The organism is Pseudoflavonifractor phocaeensis (assembly GCF_016901735.1).
Taxonomy (GTDB): Bacteria; Bacillota; Clostridia; order Oscillospirales; family Oscillospiraceae; genus Pseudoflavonifractor_A.
On record NZ_JACLZC010000060.1, the window covers coordinates 1 to 19,163 of the forward strand.

The window sequence follows — 19,163 nt, forward strand, 5'->3', positions numbered from 1 at the left end:
AGAGCTTGCGGAAGATACGGCCACTCAGAGAGCCGGTAGGAACCTTATCGAAATCAAAGGAGACCAGCGGGGCGTTGAGGGCGGCGCGGTTCTGGGCGCGCTTGCCGAAGCAGCGGTCGATCCAATCGTTGCCCGGAGCGGCCCAGGGCTTGGGCGCCTTACCCTTTGGAACGATGCCGTAGGCGGCCAGTTCTTTGCGCTCAATCTCGGGGAGGAAGAGGGTGTCACAGCCGCGCACCAGCTCGTTATATACCTGATTGGTGGTAAGGCCCAGTTTCTCCACCCACTCGTCCACGATGGGCTTGGTGAGGACTACCTTGTCACGGCCCACGCAGCTCTGGAAGCGCCGGTAAAATCCCGCGGCCAAGTAGGTGGCAATCTGAATCATGGGAATCTCAGCGTTGGCGGCGCCCAGTATATGGTAAGAGAGGTTCGCACCATGGCCAACGGATAAACTTTCCGGAGCGCGTATACAGGTCGTTAGTATGCGGTGTATGATGGACTCTGGCTCGTCCCACCAAAGCGGAGCATCTAACAGGTAAGCTATCACATAATCGGTAGCCAGATGGGTGGCATAGCGGAAGCCGTCGGGCGGGAGACTGCCGTCCGGCTTGGCGGCGGAGATCAGATAACACAGATCCACCGGCGGCTCCTGGGTATCCACTGAAAACGGACCGTAATTCTGGGAAAAACGGTCGTGGACTCGTTTCAGATCCATGTGGTAGTCCAGCTCTTTGAGGGCGGCGTAGCCGTTGGCGTAATTGAAGCCAACGCAGGAGGAGACGGCGGCCACCTCCGGCTTGCTGGTCACCACATCAGGCAGGAAAAAGAAGCCAAAGATGCTGCCCGAAGAGGCCCAGCCGCATTCCTCAAGCATATTGCGGACGATATAGCAGACGTCCAGAAAGCAGCCGGAGCCGGTGCTGCCGGAGAGTCCGGCAAAAATATAGATATTCAGGTGGGTCGAATGCAGGCCGTTGAGGGCAGCGGTACATTTTTCCCTAAGCGTGTCCTTAAGGGAGGCTGCTTTCCGGAAAAGCAGGTAACGGCCGATCTGGCGGACGCCTGTGGGGACCGTATTGAGCAGAGCGGCGATCCGGTCGATCTCCATCCAGTTGAGGGTGGGATTGTTTTTGATGACGTCCTTACCGCTCAACGCCGCCCTCAGATGAGGATTAGAGATGGAGAAAAACTCGGACCCCTTGTTGAGCCGGGCTTTGCCGCGCATACCGTCGATCTCCGTCTCGTCGGAGTCGATGGCCAGGAACTGGATGTGGTCGTAGCGTGGGACAGGATCGCCGGGGTTATCGGGTTCCAGATGCTGATAGACCTTGCGCTTGAGCTCGGCCAGGGCGGCGATACCGGTACCGCCGATGCCGATGGCCACCGTCGCCGCGCCCCCATACTGTTTGCCTAGCTGGGAGGATGGAAGGATACCGCCTCCATATCGGAAAAGCAGAGATTCATACATAGACATTCACCCCTGTATATGTGAATGGACGCAATAGGGAAAGCGGTATTCATGCAAAGGGAGAAAAGGAGAGGTAACCTTTGTCATCCGTCAAAACGTGCCAACAGCACTGAATAGGTTCCCAGAGATACATGCCTGCGGCAATAGGCACCCACTCACCGGCTTCCGGGTCCCAGCCCTGACGAGGGTCAAGCCCTTCATAAAGATAGAGGTAACGGGTCCCGTCATGAAGAAGCCATGTTTTAGGCTGACAAAACTTGGGAGAGACAGAGGAAAAATCTGTCCAATCCTCGGGGCGGAATTTTGCGCGGAAGTCTTGGATACAGGCGACAAGCCCGGAATGGAAGCGGAGCAAGTCGCAGCGTTCCTCCAAAGTGGAGTCCGACAGTTCTTGCCGAAGGGCAGCGAGGGACGTTTCGTCCCACTGGCGGCCCAGCATACAGCCGATCACGTTGTCTCCCTTCCTGACAAGGGGTATTTTCCGCGTTCGGAGTGCCTCCTCCATCCCATTGCGGGGCTGACTTTCCAGAGACAGGGCACGATAGGTCAAAAAAGCTTGATAGATCGGATAACGGTCGGCATACTTCATGTCCAAACGACCCTTCTGGGAGAGGACATACCGGCGATTTGTACCATTTTGTGTGATATAAGCGTAAGAAATGCCGCAGATTGTTGGGCAAACGGAGATGCCGCTGCCGGCGTAATAAAGGGGTTTGCCTGTGGCGTCCGTACAGGAGAGGATGCCGTAGAGAAGCAGATCGGCGAACATTATGAGATCATCCTCATATTGGGCGCAGTCCTCTTTGATGGCATTGAGGGAATCAATGCTCTGTCGAAGAAGGTCGCGCTTTTCCAGCTCTGCCTGGACGGCCTGCTGGATCCTGGGCGAGGAGAGGAAAAGATCCTTGCGGATGCGGTCTATCCGCGCTTCCGTACGGCAGGGACCGCCAGCATTCAGGGAGAGAAGATAGGTACGCTCAATGGTGGGACAGGTCAGGAGCTTCTGCTCGGCCTGGCACAGCGCGTCGTGGCACTGCTCCAGCGCTTGCTTCTGAAAAACGCCGTCCTCAATAAAATCATAGACCCGATAGGCGGGAAGCGGCAGCGGAGCTGTGATATGGAACTGATAACCGCCGTTTTCCAGGGCAGAAAAGAGACCGGATTCTTCTGCGCGCGTATAAAGCGCCAAAATGTCCTTTCCATCGGGATAAAATTCTGGATTACAGGAATAGGGGACAGGCTCCGGGAGGAAGGAGCGCCAATCCACATCTCCCGAATGGTCCGTCCCGCGCCCGGTACGGGCATAAAGGTGGAGTCCGGTACGGTCCGCTTTATCATACAACGCCTTATATTCTGCTAATCCCTGATAGGCATAGAGCGGTATGGAGAAAAAAATCTGGTGGACGGAGATGCTCCATGGATCGTCGCTATAATCGATCTGATAATCAAAGTTGGACCGGTGGAAGGAATCGAAGGCATCTGACAAGACGTCGGAGCCTTCCGGTATGAAGATGTGATGCTGCGGATAGGTTTCTGTGAAACCAAACAGAGAGAAGGATGCGGGATTATACCAGAAAAGAGGCTTGGAAAGATGTGATGCTGCGGATAGGTTTCTGTGAAACCAAACAGAGAGAAGGATGCGGGATTATACCAGAAAAGAGGCTTGGAAAAACGGCAAAGCGTGTCCGCAATATCCCAAACAGTCCGTCCCGACAGTTGCTGTTGGCTGGAGCCAGCCATAAAATTTCTCATGGAGAGGACCGCCTCCAGAGAGCCCCAAATACGAGGCTCAAAGACGGACTGCATATAGCGGTCGATGAACAGATCGGACTGTGTGTGGTCGTTTATCTGATGCGAGTCCCATGCGCCAAGAAGATAGCGGAGAAGGCCGTCAAAGGCATCTGTAGGAAGGTTTTCTACCATTTTATCCAGTTCAGGCCGCAGATCCTTGACGCGCACCAGATGCTGAACATACGGCAGGGATAAAGGCGGTTCCTCCTCCAAAAAACGGAGGTTTGCCTCACATACTTCCTGCCAGTTCTCCAAAAGCCGAAGAATGGGCAGAAGATAGCATTCATACAGCTGAGAGACGCCTTCCTGCAGCGACTGCAGAACGGTAAGGAGATCTGCGTACTCGGCATGGCGATTTCGTGAGAGATACAGATTTTTGACGCTTTCTTGATAGGCGAGATAGCTGTTTTTGCCGGGAGAGCGGATAAATGCGCTGCTGCGCTGGCCAACATCTGCGGACTTGACCTCACCGCCCTGCTTGCGTTCCACAACGGAAATGGTCTTGGACAAAGCGGAAAGCAAGCCGTATTGGGGATCTGTCAAAAGAGCAGCGGCATAATAAGGACCATATTTTGGATCTGCGCATTTGCTGTGAAGGCTGAGAAAAATCTGTTTCAGCAAAGCGTCTGCCGGGACCTGATCCAAATTCTGTGTGGAGAGCGGCGCGGTGAGAGCGGTCAGGATGCGCGCCCGCCGCTCCTTGCACTGTGCCATCCACAGATCGCCTGCGACCGCCCAGGGATGGGGGGCGTTGTCGTCTGAAAAAGGTCCGCAGTCAAGCAGGGCGCAATGTTCGACCGTTGGCAGAACAAGAGAAGCATGGCCTTTGCTCAGCCGTGAGTAAAGCTGTTCAGCCGTTATTCCGACACTGGTTTGCCAAGCCTTAGCGGTTTTTTCCGTAAGCAATACTGCGGCGGGGTTGCACATGACTGCAAAACGCTGCTGGAATTTGGCGGAAAGATAAGAGAGCACGTCGGAATACGGAAATACGGCCTTGGCGGAACCAATCACATGGTAGACATAATTAGCGCCGTGGAAATGGAAAATACTGCCTCGATTAGCGGAGAGAGCAGACAAATAACTGTGCAGCTCCAGGCCTTCGGAGGAGCTGTTTTTTGTATTCATCAACAGGGAAGAGACGTAGTCGCAGGCTGCCTGGATTGGATCCACCGGCGCGCCCGGAAAGATAGTGTTGTCTGATCTGTGAGAGGAAATCAGACAGCAGGAGTCCAGGGGCGCCTGCTGCGTATGGACCGAAAAGCTGCCATAATTTTGAGAAAAATAGTCGTTGGAACGGTACAGATCCATCAGATAGTCCAGCTCTTTGAGGGCGGCGTAGCCGTCGGCATAGTGAGATGCGCCGCAGGAGGTATCGGTCTGTCCGTTGACGTCCGGCAAAAAGACCAGACCCATCATATGGCACAGCGTGTCCCAGCCATTTTCCTCCAGGAGCTGGCGCAGTATATAGCAAAGATCCAAAAAGCAGCCGGAGCCGGGATAGGTACATACGTCAATAAAAAGGTAGATATCCAGAGTGGGATGGAAAAGATCGGCGGACAAGCCAGTCAAAATGTCGATACAGAGCGCCTTCAGTTTCTTTTTGAGAGAATCCGCATGGCGGATCAAGAGAAAGCGGGCAGCCTGGCGGCATTGGGAGAGTTTACGGTCGGAAATGCCATCAATATCCATCCAGCTAAGGGTAGGATCCGCTTTGATATCGTCCGTTTTAAGAAGCGGGGTTGTAGAATCGGTGTCGGAAAGAGAAAAGAATTCGGAGGCCTTGTCGATGGATATTGATTCGTGCTCAGACACCATACAGGTTTCATCGGCGCCAATGGCAAGAAAGCGAATGTGGTCGTACAGAGAATCCGAAATAAACATTTGATGGACGTTATGCTTAAGCTTAGACAGCGCGGCTATGCCGGTATTTCCGACACCGATAGCCAGTACAGCATGACGTTTTTTTCTACTGCAGGTCATACCATCGGGCGCGACGTTTTTTTCATTTTGGAACAGCGTAGATTCATGCATCGCCAAGGCCTCCTTTCGAATCATAATAAAATTAGGTAAGAGAGATCCACATTACGCCGTTCCAGCCGCGGGTATAATCGTTGCCCACGACCCAGACCAGGCCGAAGGAAGAGGCGAACAGCTGGAGCGGGGGAAAAGCGGGGATTGGAGGAATATTGGTAAGCGCCGTAGGATTGAACGTGGGCGGGGGAGGCATACCGGGACCGTTGGCGGCCGGAGGCGCGGGCGGGGGAGACATATTAGGAGCGCCTGCGGGCGGTGCAGGGGGTATGGTAGGCATTTCATACGGCATATCAAACACACCTTTCTTATTTTCGGATATTGTAGTCGAATTTTACAGTAACACGGATTCCCAGGGTGCGGTTCTCGTCGGCGTAAATCTCGGTGCTGCCGTTGAGCAGATTGACCTTTTTGGTGGGCATACCATTCCAATAAACCGGAACGGGGGAACGGAATTCCAGCCGGTTGCCGGGCTGGGCAACAAACCAGCACTTTTTGGCGTCCATGCCGCAGCTGCCGATGGCAAAGTAGAGAAGCTTGATTTTACCCTTAAAATTGGCGTGAGAACGTCCTGAGCCGCTCATCGAGGTAGCACTTGTGACTGTGATGGAGCCGCGGAAGGGAATGTGGGTCTTTTTATAAACAATGATGGAGACAATAACGATTACCGCCACAAGCGCGGCCACGATGACGGAGAAAATGGCGGGCGTCAGGTTGGTGACCTGGAAGCGGATGGTCATCTCGCTGTAAGCGCCCTGAGGATCGGTGCCCCGCAGGACCAGATCGCCGCTGCGGCTTTTGGCCGTGTTGACGGTCAGATTGCTGCCGTTGAGGGTGACGCTGCCGTCCACCAGCTGGGAGGAGGCGACGGAATAGGTGATGGGATCGCCCTGGGCATCGGAGAAGTAATTGCTCAGGTCAAAGGTGCGCTCCCGGCCGGTGACCGGGGTGACGATGACCGATTCCTCCACCAGTTGCTGGTCGGAGGCCACCACGGGTGCGGTGTTGCCGAAGTTTACCGGAATGGTGTTGGAGGGGATGCTCATGTTGGAATAGCGGAATACCACCTGAACAGAATAGCTGTTAAAGTCGTTTTCCTGGAAATCGTAGGTAAAGGAGCCATTGGGGCCAGCGTTCATTTCCACGGTCTGGGTACTGTTGTCGGCCATATTGGTAAAGGTGAGTTCGGCGGTATACTCGCTGGTAACGGTGCTGTCGGTGATGGGAACGCCGTTCTGGTAGAGGGCGGCCTGCAAGGTGACGGTATCGCCGGCGCCATAGTCGGAGCCGCCGTCGGCGGTAGCCAGCACCGCCGAGGTGTCAATATTGTAAATGACATTGATGGTCACGTTGTCCTGGGGAACGCCGGAGAGCTCCAGGGTCCAGCGGCCCACCTCCGGGTCCACCAGCTTGATGATGTTGAAATCGCCGCCGGTCATAGTGGAATCCTCCATATCCGCGGCGCTCATGGGACCGGAGGGGGCGGTGAGCTGGGCCTGTCCCGCGCCGTCGGTGTCCAGGATGATATTCACTTCCTCCGCTCCGTAGGTGGGCACGTCGATATTAAAGGTGAGCTTGCCGCTGGAGGGGAAGCTGGAGGTCACCCGTTCGCTGCTGGAGGTGGAGAAAATCAGATTATAAAAGGCCTCAAATGCGCCGGTCAGGTCCTCGGGAGAACTGACGGCCACAAAACTGCCGCTGGTGCGGCTGGAGATTTCCTGGAGCTCGGCGGGGTCTGCCACCGAAGTAGCGTTGAGGCAGATGCTGTATACCGGGATACCGGCGGTTTGAGCGGTGGTGATGGCGGTCTCCTTGTTTTCCAGGGAGGCCTCATAGGCCTCCTGGTCGCCGCCCAGATCGGTCCGGCCGTCGCTGAAGAGGATGATGACCGACTCCATGCCGTTCTGAGCGCTCTGGGCGTTCAGGGTTTCCACGGCGGTGAGGAGGGCGGAACCGATGTCGGTGTCATCCCGGGTGCCGGCCTGGCGGATCTGATCGGAAAGGGAAATTTTATCCGACTTGCCGGTGATAGACTGGAGACCGGTGTTGAGCAGGTAATTCTGGGGGTCGTTATCAAACACGATGGCGCCTACATTGTTACCCGAGTTGGTGAGCAGGGCTAAAAAGAGGTCCAATGCGTCGTAACGAAGGCCATTGGCGTCGGTGGCATTGTCACCGTAAACCAGAGAGCCGCTGCCGTCGATCACCAGCATGACGTTAAAGCGTTCCAGATCCTGGTTGTTGAGCGCTTGAGCGGTAGCCAGCACCGGCTGGCAGAGAAGAAGGCACCAGACCAAAAAGAGCGGGGCTGCGAGGTGCAGGCCTCGTTTGAACAAAGCTGACAAATGATTCATAAATCAAACCATCCCTTCTAAAAAATCTGTAATTTTTAATATTAAGTGGATGAAAATGCAACATATTACTTGCGACAGATATAGTCCAATTATACTGGGCATATACGGGTACAACCAGAGTATGACTGGAAATATGACAATAAAAATTTCATAAATCCCCATTTTTCGCCTTAATAGGCGAATTCTCTACCAGAAAAAACGGAAAGTGGGGAAGAAAATCACGCCAAAAGCCCGTCCTCCCGCATTTTTTCCAGAATGCGCTTCATGAGGGACACCCGGCGGAAGGGGGTCATGAGATAGAAGCCGTCGGTATAGGGAGCCATTTCGCCGGCGATGCGGGCCGAGATGGCCACGGCCAGATCTTCCGCCGCTTCCCGATCCTTTCCCTCGTAGCGGGAGACGATCTCGTCGCAGACGTGGATGCCGGCGATTTCGTTGTTGAGGAAGCAAGCATTACGGTGGCTCACCACCGGGAAGATGCCGCCCAACAGCTTGCCCTTGAGGACAGCCCGGGCTTTTTTCAGATTTTCCAGGGCCTCCGGAGAGAGGACCGGCTGGGTGAGGAAACCGGACATGCCGCACGCCTCCTTTTCCTGAGCCAGGCGGAGCTGCACGTCAAAATTGCGGGCGTTGACGTTGAGCGCCCCAAACATGCGGAAGGGTGTGGTCAGCTGCTGGTTGAGTCCCGAGACATAGCGGGCCAGCTTGCGGGAGTTGAAGTTAAAGACGCTCTTGACCTCCGAGCGGTCCTCGGTGGGCACCGGGTCGCCGGTGACCAGCAGCACGTTATGGATTCCCTCCATGGACAGGCCCAGCAGCAGCGCCTTGGTGGCGTTCAGATTCCGGTCCCGGCAGGCCATGTGGGGCAGCGGCTCCACCCCCAGCTCCCGCCGGACCTTGCAGGCCAGCAGGCTGCTGTCCGCCCGGGGCCGTCCCACCGGGCAGTCGGCAATGGTCACCACGTCTGCGCCGGCGTCGTGGAGTTCGGCCACGCCCTTGACAAAGAAGGAGAGGTCGTCGTCGGCCGGCGGGTCCAGCTCCACCGCCACCACCCGCTTTCCGGACTGAAACTTGTCCCACAGGGGATTGGGCTGGGGGATTCGTTTGGGCTCCGCGCCGGGGGCCGCCGCCGGGGAGGTCGTCTCCACCGGCTGGGCCAGGGCTTGCGCGGCGGCGGCGATGTGGTCCGGGGTGGTGCCGCAGCAGCCGCCCACAATGGCCGCGCCGCTCCGGGTCATCTGGACCAGCTGCTGGGCGAAGTAGTCCGGCTGACCCTGGAAGAAGGTGCGCCGGCCCAGTACGGTGGGATAGCCGGCATTGGGCATGATCGAAACCGGACAGGGCAGCGGCGGCAGGGTGCGCAGGTAGGCCAGCAGGTGATGGGGCCCGCACACACAGTTGCAGCCCACGGCGTCCACGCCGGGCAGCTCGGCCACGGCGGAGAGCAGGTCCCGGCCCTGCCGTCCGCTGCGGGTCACACCGGACGCGTCCACCGCGAAGGAGACCAGCAGGAAGGCATCGGGCGCCTGCTCGTTCAGGTGGGCGGCCAGCTGGACCACGCCCCTGTCGTCCGGCAGGGTTTCCAGGAGAAAATGAGTGATGCCGGCCTGCAAAAACCAGTCGGCCTGCCGGCAGTAGAGGTCGCCGGTGTTGGGCAGGTCGCCGGGAATGGGGCCCAGATCGGCAAAGACCAGGGCATCAAAGCCGGAGACGGCGTCCAGCGCCACGGCGCAGCCCGCCCGGACCAGCCGCCGGGCCAGGTCCTCGTCGCCTCGGGCCAGATCGGCCCCCACCGAAAAGGTGTTTGTTTTGATCGCCTGACAGCCGGCCTTCAGATAGGCCCGGTGAATGTCCAAAATGTCCCACGGATGCGCCGCGTTGGCCATCTCACAGCGCTGACCGCTGTGGCCCGGCTGGGCGGCGTACCAGGTGCCCATGGCGCCGTCGAAGAGGAAGGGGCGCTTTTGGGCCAAACAGGTTCTGATGTCCATGATTATCCCAATACCTTTCTGGCAATGTCCACCGACTGGCGGGCGTCCTTGGCGTAAAAGTCGGCGCCCATGGTGCGGGCGTATTCGGGGGTCACCACCGCGCCTCCCACAAAGATCACAGGCGGCCGGGGCAGCGTGTGAAGAAGGGCGATGGTTTCCTCCATGGCGGGGAGGGTGGTGGTCATAAGGGCGGAGAGCCCCACCAGATGGAGGTCCCGATCCTTGACGGCCTCCAGGATGACCTCCGGCTTTACGTCGCGGCCCAGATCCAATACGTCGTAGCCGTAATTTTCTAGTACGGTTTTTACAATGTTCTTCCCGATGTCGTGAATGTCCCCCCGGACGGTGGCCACGGCCAGCGCGCCCTTTTTCACCGGCGCGCCGCCGGTGCGGGAGATGGACTCCTTCACCACCTCAAAGACGGCCTGGGCCGCCTGGGCGGCGGAGAGCAGCTGAGGCAAAAAGACCCGTCCGGCCTCATATCCCTCCCCCACCTGATCCAGGGCGGGGATAAGGTGTCCCTCCACCAGGGAGAGCTCGCTTTCGGTCTCCAGCGCCGCCTTGGCCAGCGCGGCGGCCTCAGCGCCCAGGCCGCGGCAAATGGCCTCCTCCAGGGTCAGTTTCTGGGGCGCGGATGTGGGGAGGGAGGGGCTGTCCTGCTGGGCAAAGCGCGCCACATACCGGCCCGCCCCCTGGTCCTCGCCGGTGAGGACCCGGAAGGCGGCCACCGCGTCCATCATCTCCCGCTGGTTGGGGTTGAGAATGGGGAGGGTCAGACCGGCGGTCATGGCCTGCACCAGGAAGGTATGGGTCACCAGCGCCCGGTTGGGCAGGCCGAAGGAGATGTTGGACACCCCCAGCACGGTCTGGAGCCCCAGCTCCTCCCGGACGGCCCGTACCGCTCTGAGCGTCTCGACAGCCTGCTCCTGCTGGGCGGAGACGGTGAGGGTGAGACAGTCGATCCATACATCCTCCTTGGGGACGCCGTAGGAGCGGGCGGCGTCCAGAATGCGCCTGGCGATGGTCACCCGGGCCTCGGCGGTCTGGGGAATGCCTTCCTCGTCCAGGGTGAGGCCCACCACCGCCGCGCCATAGCGCTTGACCACCGGCAGGATGCGGGAGAGCACCTGGGGGTCGCCGTTGACCGAATTGACCGCCGCCTTGCCGTTAAAGACCCGCAGGCCGGCGGCCAGGGCGTCGGGGTTGGAGGAGTCCAGCTGGAGAGGGACGGAGAGGACGCTTTGCAGCTTTTTGACCACCTTGGGCAGCATCTCCACCTCGTCCACCCCGGGAAAGCCCACGTTGACGTCCAAAATATCGGCTCCGGCATCCACCTGGGCCAGTCCCACCTGGGCGATGTAGTCCAGATCCTGTTCCAGCAGGGCCTGCTGGAAGCGTTTCTTGCCGGTGGGATTGATGCGCTCACCGATGACCCGCACCCCGTCGATGGCGCAGGGCTGGACCGGCGTACATACAAAGGCGACGGGATGATAAGGGCGTTGGACCGGTTTCAGACCGTCCAACGCGGCCCGGACGGCCCGGATGTAGTCGGGGGTGGTGCCGCAGCAGCCGCCGAAGAGGGTGACGCCCGCGTCCAGACAGGGGCGCATGGCGGCGGCGAAGGTCTCCGGGTCCATATGGTAATGTCCGTCCACCGGGTCGGGAAGGCCGGCGTTGGGCTTGGCGATGACCGGAAGGGTGGTGCTTGCACACAGCTCCCGAAACAGGGGGAGGAGAAGATCAGGACCCAGAGAGCAGTTGAGACCGATGGCGTCGGCCCCCAGTCCCTCCAGAGTGCGGGCCATGGAGGCCACGGTGCAGCCGGTAAAGGTCCGTCCGTTCTCCTCAAAGGACATGGTGACAAAGACGGGGAGGGAGGTGTTTTCCTTCACCGCCAGCAGAGCCGCCTTGGTCTCGTAAAGGTCGGTCATGGTCTCGATGACGGCCAGATCGGCTCCGGCCGCCGCGCCAGCCTCCGCCACCTCCCGGAAGAGGTCGTAGGCATCCTCAAAGGAGAGGGAGCCCATGGGCTCCAGCAGTTCCCCCAGGGGGCCTATGTCCAGCGCCACCCGGACGGCGGGACCGGCGGCCTCTTTGGCGATGCGCACGCCGGCGGAGACCACCTCGGCCACCGAATGCCCGGAGGCGGCCAGCTTATGTCGGTTGGCCCCGAAGGTGTTAGCGTAGATGATCTGGCTGCCCGCCGCCACATAGTCCGCGTGGACCGAGCGGATGAGGTCGGGCCGGGTGAGATTCAAAAGCTCGGGCTGCCCGCCGGGGGGCAGACCCCGCTGTTGGAGGACGGTGCCGGTGGCGCCGTCCAGAAAGACGAGGGTATTTTTCCAAACATCAGAGTGCACAGTGTTTTCCTCCCTTGCGCAGGGCGCAGGTTTCTCGCAGAGTACAGTGGGCGCAGCCGCGGACCCGGGCCATCTGGGGCCGGTGCGAGAGGCCGACGATGGCAGTCACCGATTTGGCGGGGTTGAGCAGCAGGCTGGAGGTGACGGAGAGGCCCAGCCGCCGGCCGGCGTCCAGCGCGGCGCACAGCGCGGGCTGGAGCGACAGGGGAAGGTCTCCATAGCCGGGACTGAAGCGGTCGGTCAGATAGAGCGCGGGCAGAAGCCCCTGCAATTCCGACTCCGCCTGGTCGCAGCCGGCCTCCACCCAGGCGCTGCCACAGGCGTCCAGCAGGACGGCCTGGGCCATATCCCGGGCCTGTTCGGTGCGCAGCATGGCGTCAAAGGGAGCGCCCAGCGTGCAGGCCAGCAACGCGGCCTGGCGGCAGTCGGAGAGCATGGTGCGGGCGGTCTGGCCGCGCAAAGTCACGCCGGTCCCCTCCAGTACGTAGCCTTCCGCCTGCCGGGTCAGCGGAAAGACCCGGTAGCAGTACCGGGGCCGTATGGCGGCGGTGAGGCGCTGGGCCACAGGCTCCGCCAGCCGGCGGAGGGTTTCCGGGGGACGGTCGCCGCCGCCCAGATAGCGCAGCGCCTCCTGAAGATTCAGTTCCACACAAAACCTCCCTTTTCCCCGTCAAAGTTCTGTTGACGAGGTCGTTTGACATCCCTTATCATACCGTTTTTTCCCTAAAATGTACAGTCTCCTTTTTCTTTATGGAAAAAAGAAGAAAATCATAAGATTTTGAAAATTTCCGCGCCAAAGGTTGACAGGAGCACCGTCTATGGTAGAATGGGAGCGGTGATTCCTGCGATGAATAAGAAAGATATGCGGGGGTGGGCCGTGATCGCCGGCTTTTATGCGCTGATCGAGCTGGCCGGCGTGACCTGTCCCATTCGTTTTTTAACGGGGATATCCTGCGCGGGATGCGGGATGTCCCGGGCGTGGCTTTCGCTGTTCCGACTGGATGTGGCGGCGGCATTTTCCTACCATCCGCTTTTTTGGCTGCCGGTTCCGGCGGCTCTGGTGTTTTTCTTTCGTCGCCGGCTGCCAAGACAGGTGGTGCGCGCTGCGTTGTGGGTGGTGTGCGCCCTGTTTTTCATCGTTTATCTGGTGCGGCTCTTTCAGCCGGAGGACACGGTTGTGGTTTTTGCGCCCCGGGAGGGACTGATTTACCGCATCCTTTCCTGGCTGTTTGGAGCGCACGGGACTTAAAAAGGGGGAATGTATATGTTTTGCTGGCATTGCGGGAAGGAAATCGAGTCAAGCGCCCGTTTCTGTAATTACTGCGGCGCCAAACAGCACGACAACGCGCCGCCGTCCGGTGGCGGCGGACCCAGCGGCAGCGGAAATGCCAACGATTTTGGCGGCGGGCCTAACAGCAACTGGAATGCCAACGGGTTCGGCGGCGGACCCAGCGGCAACGGAAATGCCAACGATTTTGGCGGCGGGCCCAACAGCAACGGAAATGCCAACGGGTTCGGCGGCGCGCCTAACAGCAGCGGAAACGCCAACGGTTTTGGAGGCGGACCCAACAACGGCGGAAACTTCCACCCGCCGGCCGGGCCGGGCAGCGGTCTGGAAATCGGCCTGAAAATCTTCGCGGTGATCTGCGCGGTGCTTTATCTCATCAACGCCGGTACGCGTATTTTTGCCGCCATCCGCACCTTTTTCTATACCATAGAGTCGGTTTTCTACTATATCGACTTCTATTCCGTCTACAATATCTGGTCCTGCATCCTGGGCGTTCTGACCTTTATCGCCTATTTGTGGATGTGCCTGGTGTTGGTGCTGATCGCCTTTAAGCGGACGAAGGAAAATTCCGACGCCCTGCTGCTGGGCGTGGCTGTGGGCGGCGCGTTGGCGGCGCTGCTGTCGGTGATCCAGTTTTTAATGGTGGCTCTGTTCCACCAGATCACCGTGGTGAGCATCCTGATTCCGGTGGCAGGCGCCGCGGTCTGTGTGGGCGTCCTCTATGCCCTGCTCTATGTGATGGGCGAGGCTCCCTTTGCCACAGTGGATTTCCACAACCTGTCCGCCGCGTTTCGGGAGATGACCGCCGCGGTGGCCGAGGCCTGCCGCAATCTGTCGGTGAAGAGCAACAAAGCCCCCGGCGGCGCGCCTAACTATCATAATCCCAATCCCAACGGCGTTCCCAACAACGGCGGTCAGCCCTATTACGGCCCCCGCCGTCTGGACACCAACCGCAGCCTGCTGCTGTATATCCTGCTGAGCCTGGTGACCTGCGGCATTTATGCCTACTACTTTATCTACTGCATGGCACGGGATGTGAATACCGCCTGTGACGGCGACGGTCAAAAGACCGAGGGCCTGCTGGGCTTCATCCTGCTGAGTCTGGTGACCTGCGGCATTTACGCCTTCTATTGGTATTACGCCCTGGGCAACCGCCTGGCGGCCAACGCCCCCCGGTATGGCATGAGCTTCCAGGAAAACGGCACCACGGTGCTCCTCTGGATGGTCCTGGGCCTGTTCCTGTGCGGACTGGGCCCCTATTTCGGCATGTACATCCTCATCAAAAACACCAACGCCATTTGTAACGGCTATAACTACGCCCACGGACTGTAAAAAAGGAAACGCGCCCCCGAAACGGTTTCTCCGTTTTGGGGGCGCGCTGTTGTTTGCGTTGCGGGAAAGGGGCCCGGCATGATACACTGAACAAAACGCCAGGAGGTGCGGACCATGTATGAACCGCTGCGGATACAGGCGGGATTGCGGATTTTTCGCCGGGGAGAAAAGGCCTTTGGACCGGGGATCGCCCGGCTGCTGGAGGGGGTGGAGGAGTTGGGCTCCCTGCGCAGCAGCGCCCGGCGGATGGGCATGAGCTACAACAAGGCCTGGAGCGTGCTCCACAGCTGCGAGGCGCATTTGGGCTATCCCCTCCTCCACCGCCACAGCGGCGGAGCTGGCGGCGGAGGCGCGTCCCTGACAGAGGAGGGACGGCGGCTCCTGTCCCGCTACCGGGCCTTTGAGGCAGAGGCCGAAACCATGCTGGATCAGCTGGCGCGGCAGTATTTTGACGATACGGTGTAAAAACTCAGAACAGCTGCCGGCCCTGGCAGAACTTGGCCGTAATGTCCCGATCCTCCGAGAGGTAGATGCACCGCTCCAGCCGTTCCTCCACGGTGAAGGGCCGGACGGTGGCCAGACGGCTGTCGTCCACCACGATGGCGTCCAGCTCATAGCCCGGCGCGAAGGAGCCCACCTGGCCGAAGAAGGCGCCGCCCCCCGCGGTGCCCAGCCAGAAGGCCTCGGCGGCGCTGAGGGGTTTTAGGCCCTGGTCCACCAGCCGCCAGCGGAGCTTGGACACCTGGACGGCGTCGGCCATGGCCCGGAAGATGGACAGGATGGCGCCGCCCGCCACGTCGCTGCCCAGGCCCATGGGGATGCCCAGGTCCAGATAGCGGCGCACCGGCGCGATGCCGGAGGCAATGTTGGTGTTGGACTGGGGGCAGTGGGCGATGAACACGCCCTTTTGGGCCATACGCGCTGTCTCCTCCGGGGTGGAGTGGACGCAATGAGCCATGATCGTGGGACAGCCCTCGCCGCCGAAGAGACCGAAGCGGTCGTAAACGTCGCCGTAGAAGGCCGACCAGGGACAAAGCTCCTTTACCCAGGCGATCTCCCCAAAGTTTTCCGAGAGGTGGCTCTGGACCGGCAGCCCGGTCTCCCGCTGGAGCCGGCCCAGACCGGCCAGCACCTCGTCGGAGCAGGTGGGGACAAACCGGGGCGTAAAGATGGGCGTGGAATGGGCAAAGTGGGCGTTTTCCACCCAGCGCCGGGTTTCCGAGAGGGAAAAGTCCGCGCTCTCCTCCCGGATGATGTCCGAGCAGTTGCGGTCCATATTCACCCGCCCCACCATGGTCACCAGACCGGATTGGTCCAGCAGGTCCATGAGGAGCAGAGTGGCGTCGGTGTGGCAGGTGGCGAAGATGCACGCGCGGGTGTTGGGGCTGTGGACCAGATCGTCCACGAATTTGCCGTAAGACCGGGCGGCGTAGTCCAGGTCGGCAAAGCGCCGCTCTTCCGGGAAGGTGTTGGTCTCCAGCCACTCCAGCAGCTCCAGATCCATGCCTAAGGCCCGGTAGGTGTACTGGGGGGCGTGGACGTGGAGGTCCACCAGGCCGGGCAGAATGAGCCGGCCGGTATAGTCCAGAAGGGGAAGGGCTGCGTACTGCTCCGGCAGGGCGTCAAATACGCCGGCGGATTTGCCGTCCAGACAGACCAGATATCCGTCGGATACGGTGCGGATGGTAGTGGGATCCAGGCTGTAAGCGATGTCCCCCTTGAGGACAAAGCGGGTCCTTTCCATAAATACCTCCTTAAAAGCTGAGGTTGGTGCTTCTCTCACCATTATAATGCCCATATCTGCCCGCCGCAAGTGCCCTTTGGGATTGTCAGGGGGACAAAGGAATGGTAAAATGAGGTCGAACTTTGCGTCAGGAGGCAGTGGAATGGATCGAAACGATTTGATTTACCGGACCTATGTCCGTATTTTGGAGGAAGAGCTTCAGCCGGCCATGGGCTGTACCGAGCCGGTGGCGCTGGCTTGGGCGGCGGCCAAGGTGTGCCGCACCCTGGGCGGCACGCCGGAGAGGCTGCGGGTGGCGGTGAGCGGAAACCTGATGAAGAACGTAAAAAGCGTGGTGGTACCCAACACCGGCGGACTGCGGGGCATTGAGGCCTCGGTGGCGGCGGGGGCCTCGGTGGGCGACGCCGACGCCATGCTGGAGGTGCTCAGCCAGGTCAGGGAGGAGCAGCATGAGACCATCCGGGCCTTCCTGCGGGCCGTTCCCATCCGGGTGGAGAAGCTGGAGAGCCCCGCGCCCCTGGATATGGAGCTGGAAGCGGCAGCCGGGACGGACCGGGCGGTGGCGCGGATCACCGGCGAGCACACCAACCTGGTCTACCTGGCCCGGAACGATAGGGTGCTGGTGGACCGGCGGTCCGAAGCCGCCACAGCCCGGCAGGACGGCAAGGCCGACCGGAGCCTTTTGAATGTGGCGGACATCGTGGACTTTGCCCAGTGTGTGGCGCTGGAGGACGTGCGCCCTCTGCTGGAGCGGCAGCTCTCCTATAATATGGCCATTGCCGAGGAAGGGTTGAGGGGCGAATACGGCGCCGGCGTGGGCGCCACGCTGATGGAGAGCGGCGGCGGAGCGGACAGAAAGGCCCGGGCCATGGCCGCCGCCGGCTCCGACGCCCGGATGAGCGGCTGTGGCCTGCCGGTGGTGATCGTGTCGGGCAGCGGCAACCAGGGGATCACCGCCTCGGTGCCGGTGGCGGTGTACGCCCGGGAGAAGGGATACGGCGAGGAGCGGCTGCTGCGGGCCCTGGCTCTCTCCGACCTGCTGACCGTCCATCAAAAGGCCTATATCGGGGTGCTGTCCGCCTACTGCGGGGCGGTGAGCGCCGGCTGTGCCGCGGCGGGGGCCATAGCCTGGCTGGACGGCGGCGGCTATGACGCGGTGGCCCATACGGTGGTCAACGGCCTGGCCATGGCGGCCGGCATCGTGTGCGACGGCGCGAAAGCCTCCTGCGCGGGGAAGATCGCCATGGCGGTGGAGAGCGGCCTGCTGGGCTACCACATGTACCGGAAGGGACACCAGTTCTGGGGCGGCGAGGGCATCGTCATCCGGGGGGTGGACAACACCATCCGCAACGTGGGCGCCCTGGCCCGGGAGGGCATGAAGGAGACCGACCGGAAGATCGTGGAGCTGATGCTGGAGGGCCTGGGCAGCCAGGCGGATGCGGCCGGATGTTGAAAAAATACATAGAAAATTCATAAAATTGCACTGCAAAATAAGCAATGCTCCGGTATAATAGAGAGGCTAAGGCCGTGCCGCGCACGGTCAACTGAAAGGAGCTGTGTTGATTATGGCCAAGATTATCGGAAGTCCTTCCCGTTATGTACAGGGTGCCGGGGAGCTGTCCCACCTGCGGGAGCATGTGGCGCTGCTGGGCAAAAACCTTTTCATTCTCACCAGTCCCTCCGGCCGCGGCCGGGTAGAGGGCAAGATCGCCAAGAGCCTGGAGGGCTCCGACGCCAAAGCCGTCTATGAAGTCTTTAACGGCGAGTGCTGCATGACCGAGATCAACCGCATCAAGGCCGCCTTTGACGCCTCCGGCTGCGACCTGATCGTGGGCATCGGCGGCGGCAAGATCCACGACACCGCCAAGGCCGCCGCATACTATTCCAAGGTCCCCGTGGTCATCGTGCCCACCATCGCCTCCACCGACGCCCCCTGCTCCGCCCTGTCGGTCATCTACACCGACGACGGCGTTTTTGAAAAATACCTCTTCCTGCCCGCCAACCCCAATATGGTGCTGGTGGACACCGAGATCGTGGCCGCCGCGCCCGCCCGTCTGCTGGTCTCCGGCATGGGCGACGCTCTGGCCACCTATTTCGAGGCCCGGGCCTGCCGGGACTCCAACGCCGGCAACTGCGTGGGCGGCACCATCACCCTGGCCGCCATGCAGCTGGCCCGCCTGTGCTATGAGACCCTGCTGTCCGACGGCCTGAAGGCCAAGCTGGCGGTGGAGCGCAAGGTGTGCACCAAGGCGGTGGAGAACATCATCGAGGCCAACACCTACCTGTCCGGCGTGGGCTTTGAGTCCGGCGGCCTGGCCGGCGCCCACGCCATCCACAACGGCCTCACCGCCCTGCCCGCCACCCATGCCTTCTACCACGGCGAGAAGGTGGCCTTCGGCACCCTGGTCCAGCTGGTGCTGGAGAACGCCTCCACCGAGGAGCTGGCCGAGGTACTGGACTTCTGCGCCACTGTGGGCCTGCCCACCACCCTGGCCGACCTGGACATCGCCGACGCCACCGAGGAGCAGCTCATGGAAGTGGCCAAGCTGGCCTGCGCCGACGGCGACACCCTGCACAATATGCCCTTCCCCGTCACCCCCGAGGGCGTCTACGCCGCCATCGTGGCCGCCGACCAGCTGGGCTGCCAGTATAAATAAAGGATACAAAGAATAAAAGCAGCGGGATCAGAACGAAATGAACTGCACCCCATTTGTTAGACAGTATGGTATACTGAATAACAAGTGGGGTGCTTTATTATGCCAAAAGGGATACCAAACAAACGATACACACCAGAATTTAAA

Annotated in this window: 12 protein-coding genes; 5 read left to right on the top strand and 7 right to left on the bottom strand. The window is 60.3% G+C overall.

Features of this window, described 5'->3' with window-relative positions:
• The 6 genes from H7U37_RS11810 to H7U37_RS11835 form a co-directional block, all read right to left on the bottom strand.
• A partial coding sequence (locus H7U37_RS11810) for a tubulin-like doman-containing protein (RefSeq protein WP_204875938.1) occupies positions 1 to 1,471 on the bottom strand: 1,471 nt, incomplete at its 3' end.
• Positions 1,472 to 2,827: 1,356 nt separating this feature from the next.
• Entirely contained in the window at positions 2,828 to 5,293 is a 2,466-nt protein-coding gene (locus H7U37_RS11815; RefSeq protein ID WP_204875939.1) for a tubulin-like doman-containing protein, read from the bottom strand.
• 308 nt (positions 5,294 to 5,601) lie between these two features.
• On the bottom strand, positions 5,602 to 7,590 hold the full coding sequence (locus H7U37_RS11820; RefSeq protein WP_204875940.1) for a VWA domain-containing protein: 1,989 nt from the start codon (positions 7,588 to 7,590) through the stop codon (positions 5,602 to 5,604).
• A gap of 275 nt (positions 7,591 to 7,865) precedes the next feature.
• A complete protein-coding gene (locus H7U37_RS11825) occupies positions 7,866 to 9,638 on the bottom strand; it encodes a bifunctional homocysteine S-methyltransferase/methylenetetrahydrofolate reductase (protein WP_207752005.1) in 1,773 nt (590 codons plus the stop codon).
• A 2-nt stretch (positions 9,639 to 9,640) separates the two neighbouring features.
• On the bottom strand, positions 9,641 to 11,998 hold the full coding sequence (locus H7U37_RS11830) for a homocysteine S-methyltransferase family protein (protein ID WP_204875941.1): 2,358 nt from the start codon (positions 11,996 to 11,998) through the stop codon (positions 9,641 to 9,643).
• Complete coding sequence (locus H7U37_RS11835; RefSeq protein ID WP_204875942.1) at positions 11,988 to 12,647, bottom strand: methionine synthase; 660 nt, start codon at positions 12,645 to 12,647, stop codon at positions 11,988 to 11,990. The genes H7U37_RS11830 and H7U37_RS11835 overlap by 11 nt, the downstream gene beginning before the upstream one ends.
• 198 nt (positions 12,648 to 12,845) lie before the next feature.
• Here H7U37_RS11835 and H7U37_RS11840 point away from each other — a divergent pair, with 198 nt between their 5' ends.
• The 3 genes from H7U37_RS11840 (at position 12,846) to H7U37_RS11850 (ending at position 15,083) form a co-directional block, all read left to right on the top strand.
• Positions 12,846 to 13,247 (top strand): DUF2752 domain-containing protein, encoded by a 402-nt coding sequence (locus H7U37_RS11840; RefSeq protein ID WP_204875943.1) that lies wholly within the window; start codon positions 12,846 to 12,848, stop codon positions 13,245 to 13,247.
• A 15-nt stretch (positions 13,248 to 13,262) separates the two neighbouring features.
• Entirely contained in the window at positions 13,263 to 14,618 is a 1,356-nt protein-coding gene (locus H7U37_RS11845) for a DUF4234 domain-containing protein (RefSeq protein ID WP_204875944.1), read from the top strand.
• A 114-nt stretch (positions 14,619 to 14,732) separates the two neighbouring features.
• Positions 14,733 to 15,083 carry a winged helix-turn-helix domain-containing protein gene (locus H7U37_RS11850; RefSeq protein ID WP_204875945.1) on the top strand — a complete coding sequence of 117 codons (351 nt, stop codon included), beginning with the start codon at positions 14,733 to 14,735 and terminating at the stop codon, positions 15,081 to 15,083.
• 4 nt (positions 15,084 to 15,087) lie between these two features.
• Here H7U37_RS11850 and H7U37_RS11855 read toward each other — a convergent pair whose 3' ends face one another.
• On the bottom strand, positions 15,088 to 16,362 hold the full coding sequence (locus H7U37_RS11855) for an amidohydrolase family protein (protein ID WP_204875949.1): 1,275 nt from the start codon (positions 16,360 to 16,362) through the stop codon (positions 15,088 to 15,090).
• Positions 16,363 to 16,504: 142 nt separating this feature from the next.
• On the opposite strand from H7U37_RS11855, the gene H7U37_RS11860 reads away from it, so the two are divergent.
• Both H7U37_RS11860 and H7U37_RS11865 read left to right on the top strand, forming a co-directional pair.
• On the top strand, positions 16,505 to 17,815 hold the full coding sequence (locus H7U37_RS11860) for an L-cysteine desulfidase family protein (RefSeq protein ID WP_204875950.1): 1,311 nt from the start codon (positions 16,505 to 16,507) through the stop codon (positions 17,813 to 17,815).
• A 112-nt stretch (positions 17,816 to 17,927) separates the two neighbouring features.
• Positions 17,928 to 19,019, top strand: a complete 1,092-nt coding sequence (locus tag H7U37_RS11865; protein WP_204875952.1) for a glycerol dehydrogenase — start codon at positions 17,928 to 17,930, stop codon at positions 19,017 to 19,019.
• The last annotated feature ends 144 nt before the right edge of the window (positions 19,020 to 19,163 follow it).

Coding starts and splice junctions, on each gene's coding strand:
- H7U37_RS11815 (WP_204875939.1), bottom strand. CDS start 5,293: ATGCATGAATCTACGCTGTTCCAAAATGAAAAAAACGTCGCGCCCGAT.
- H7U37_RS11825 (WP_207752005.1), bottom strand. CDS start 9,638: ATGGACATCAGAACCTGTTTGGCCCAAAAGCGCCCCTTCCTCTTCGAC.
- H7U37_RS11840 (WP_204875943.1), top strand. CDS start 12,846: ATGAATAAGAAAGATATGCGGGGGTGGGCCGTGATCGCCGGCTTTTAT.
- H7U37_RS11845 (WP_204875944.1), top strand. CDS start 13,263: ATGTTTTGCTGGCATTGCGGGAAGGAAATCGAGTCAAGCGCCCGTTTC.
- H7U37_RS11850 (WP_204875945.1), top strand. CDS start 14,733: ATGTATGAACCGCTGCGGATACAGGCGGGATTGCGGATTTTTCGCCGG.
- H7U37_RS11855 (WP_204875949.1), bottom strand. CDS start 16,362: ATGGAAAGGACCCGCTTTGTCCTCAAGGGGGACATCGCTTACAGCCTG.
- H7U37_RS11860 (WP_204875950.1), top strand. CDS start 16,505: ATGGATCGAAACGATTTGATTTACCGGACCTATGTCCGTATTTTGGAG.
- H7U37_RS11865 (WP_204875952.1), top strand. CDS start 17,928: ATGGCCAAGATTATCGGAAGTCCTTCCCGTTATGTACAGGGTGCCGGG.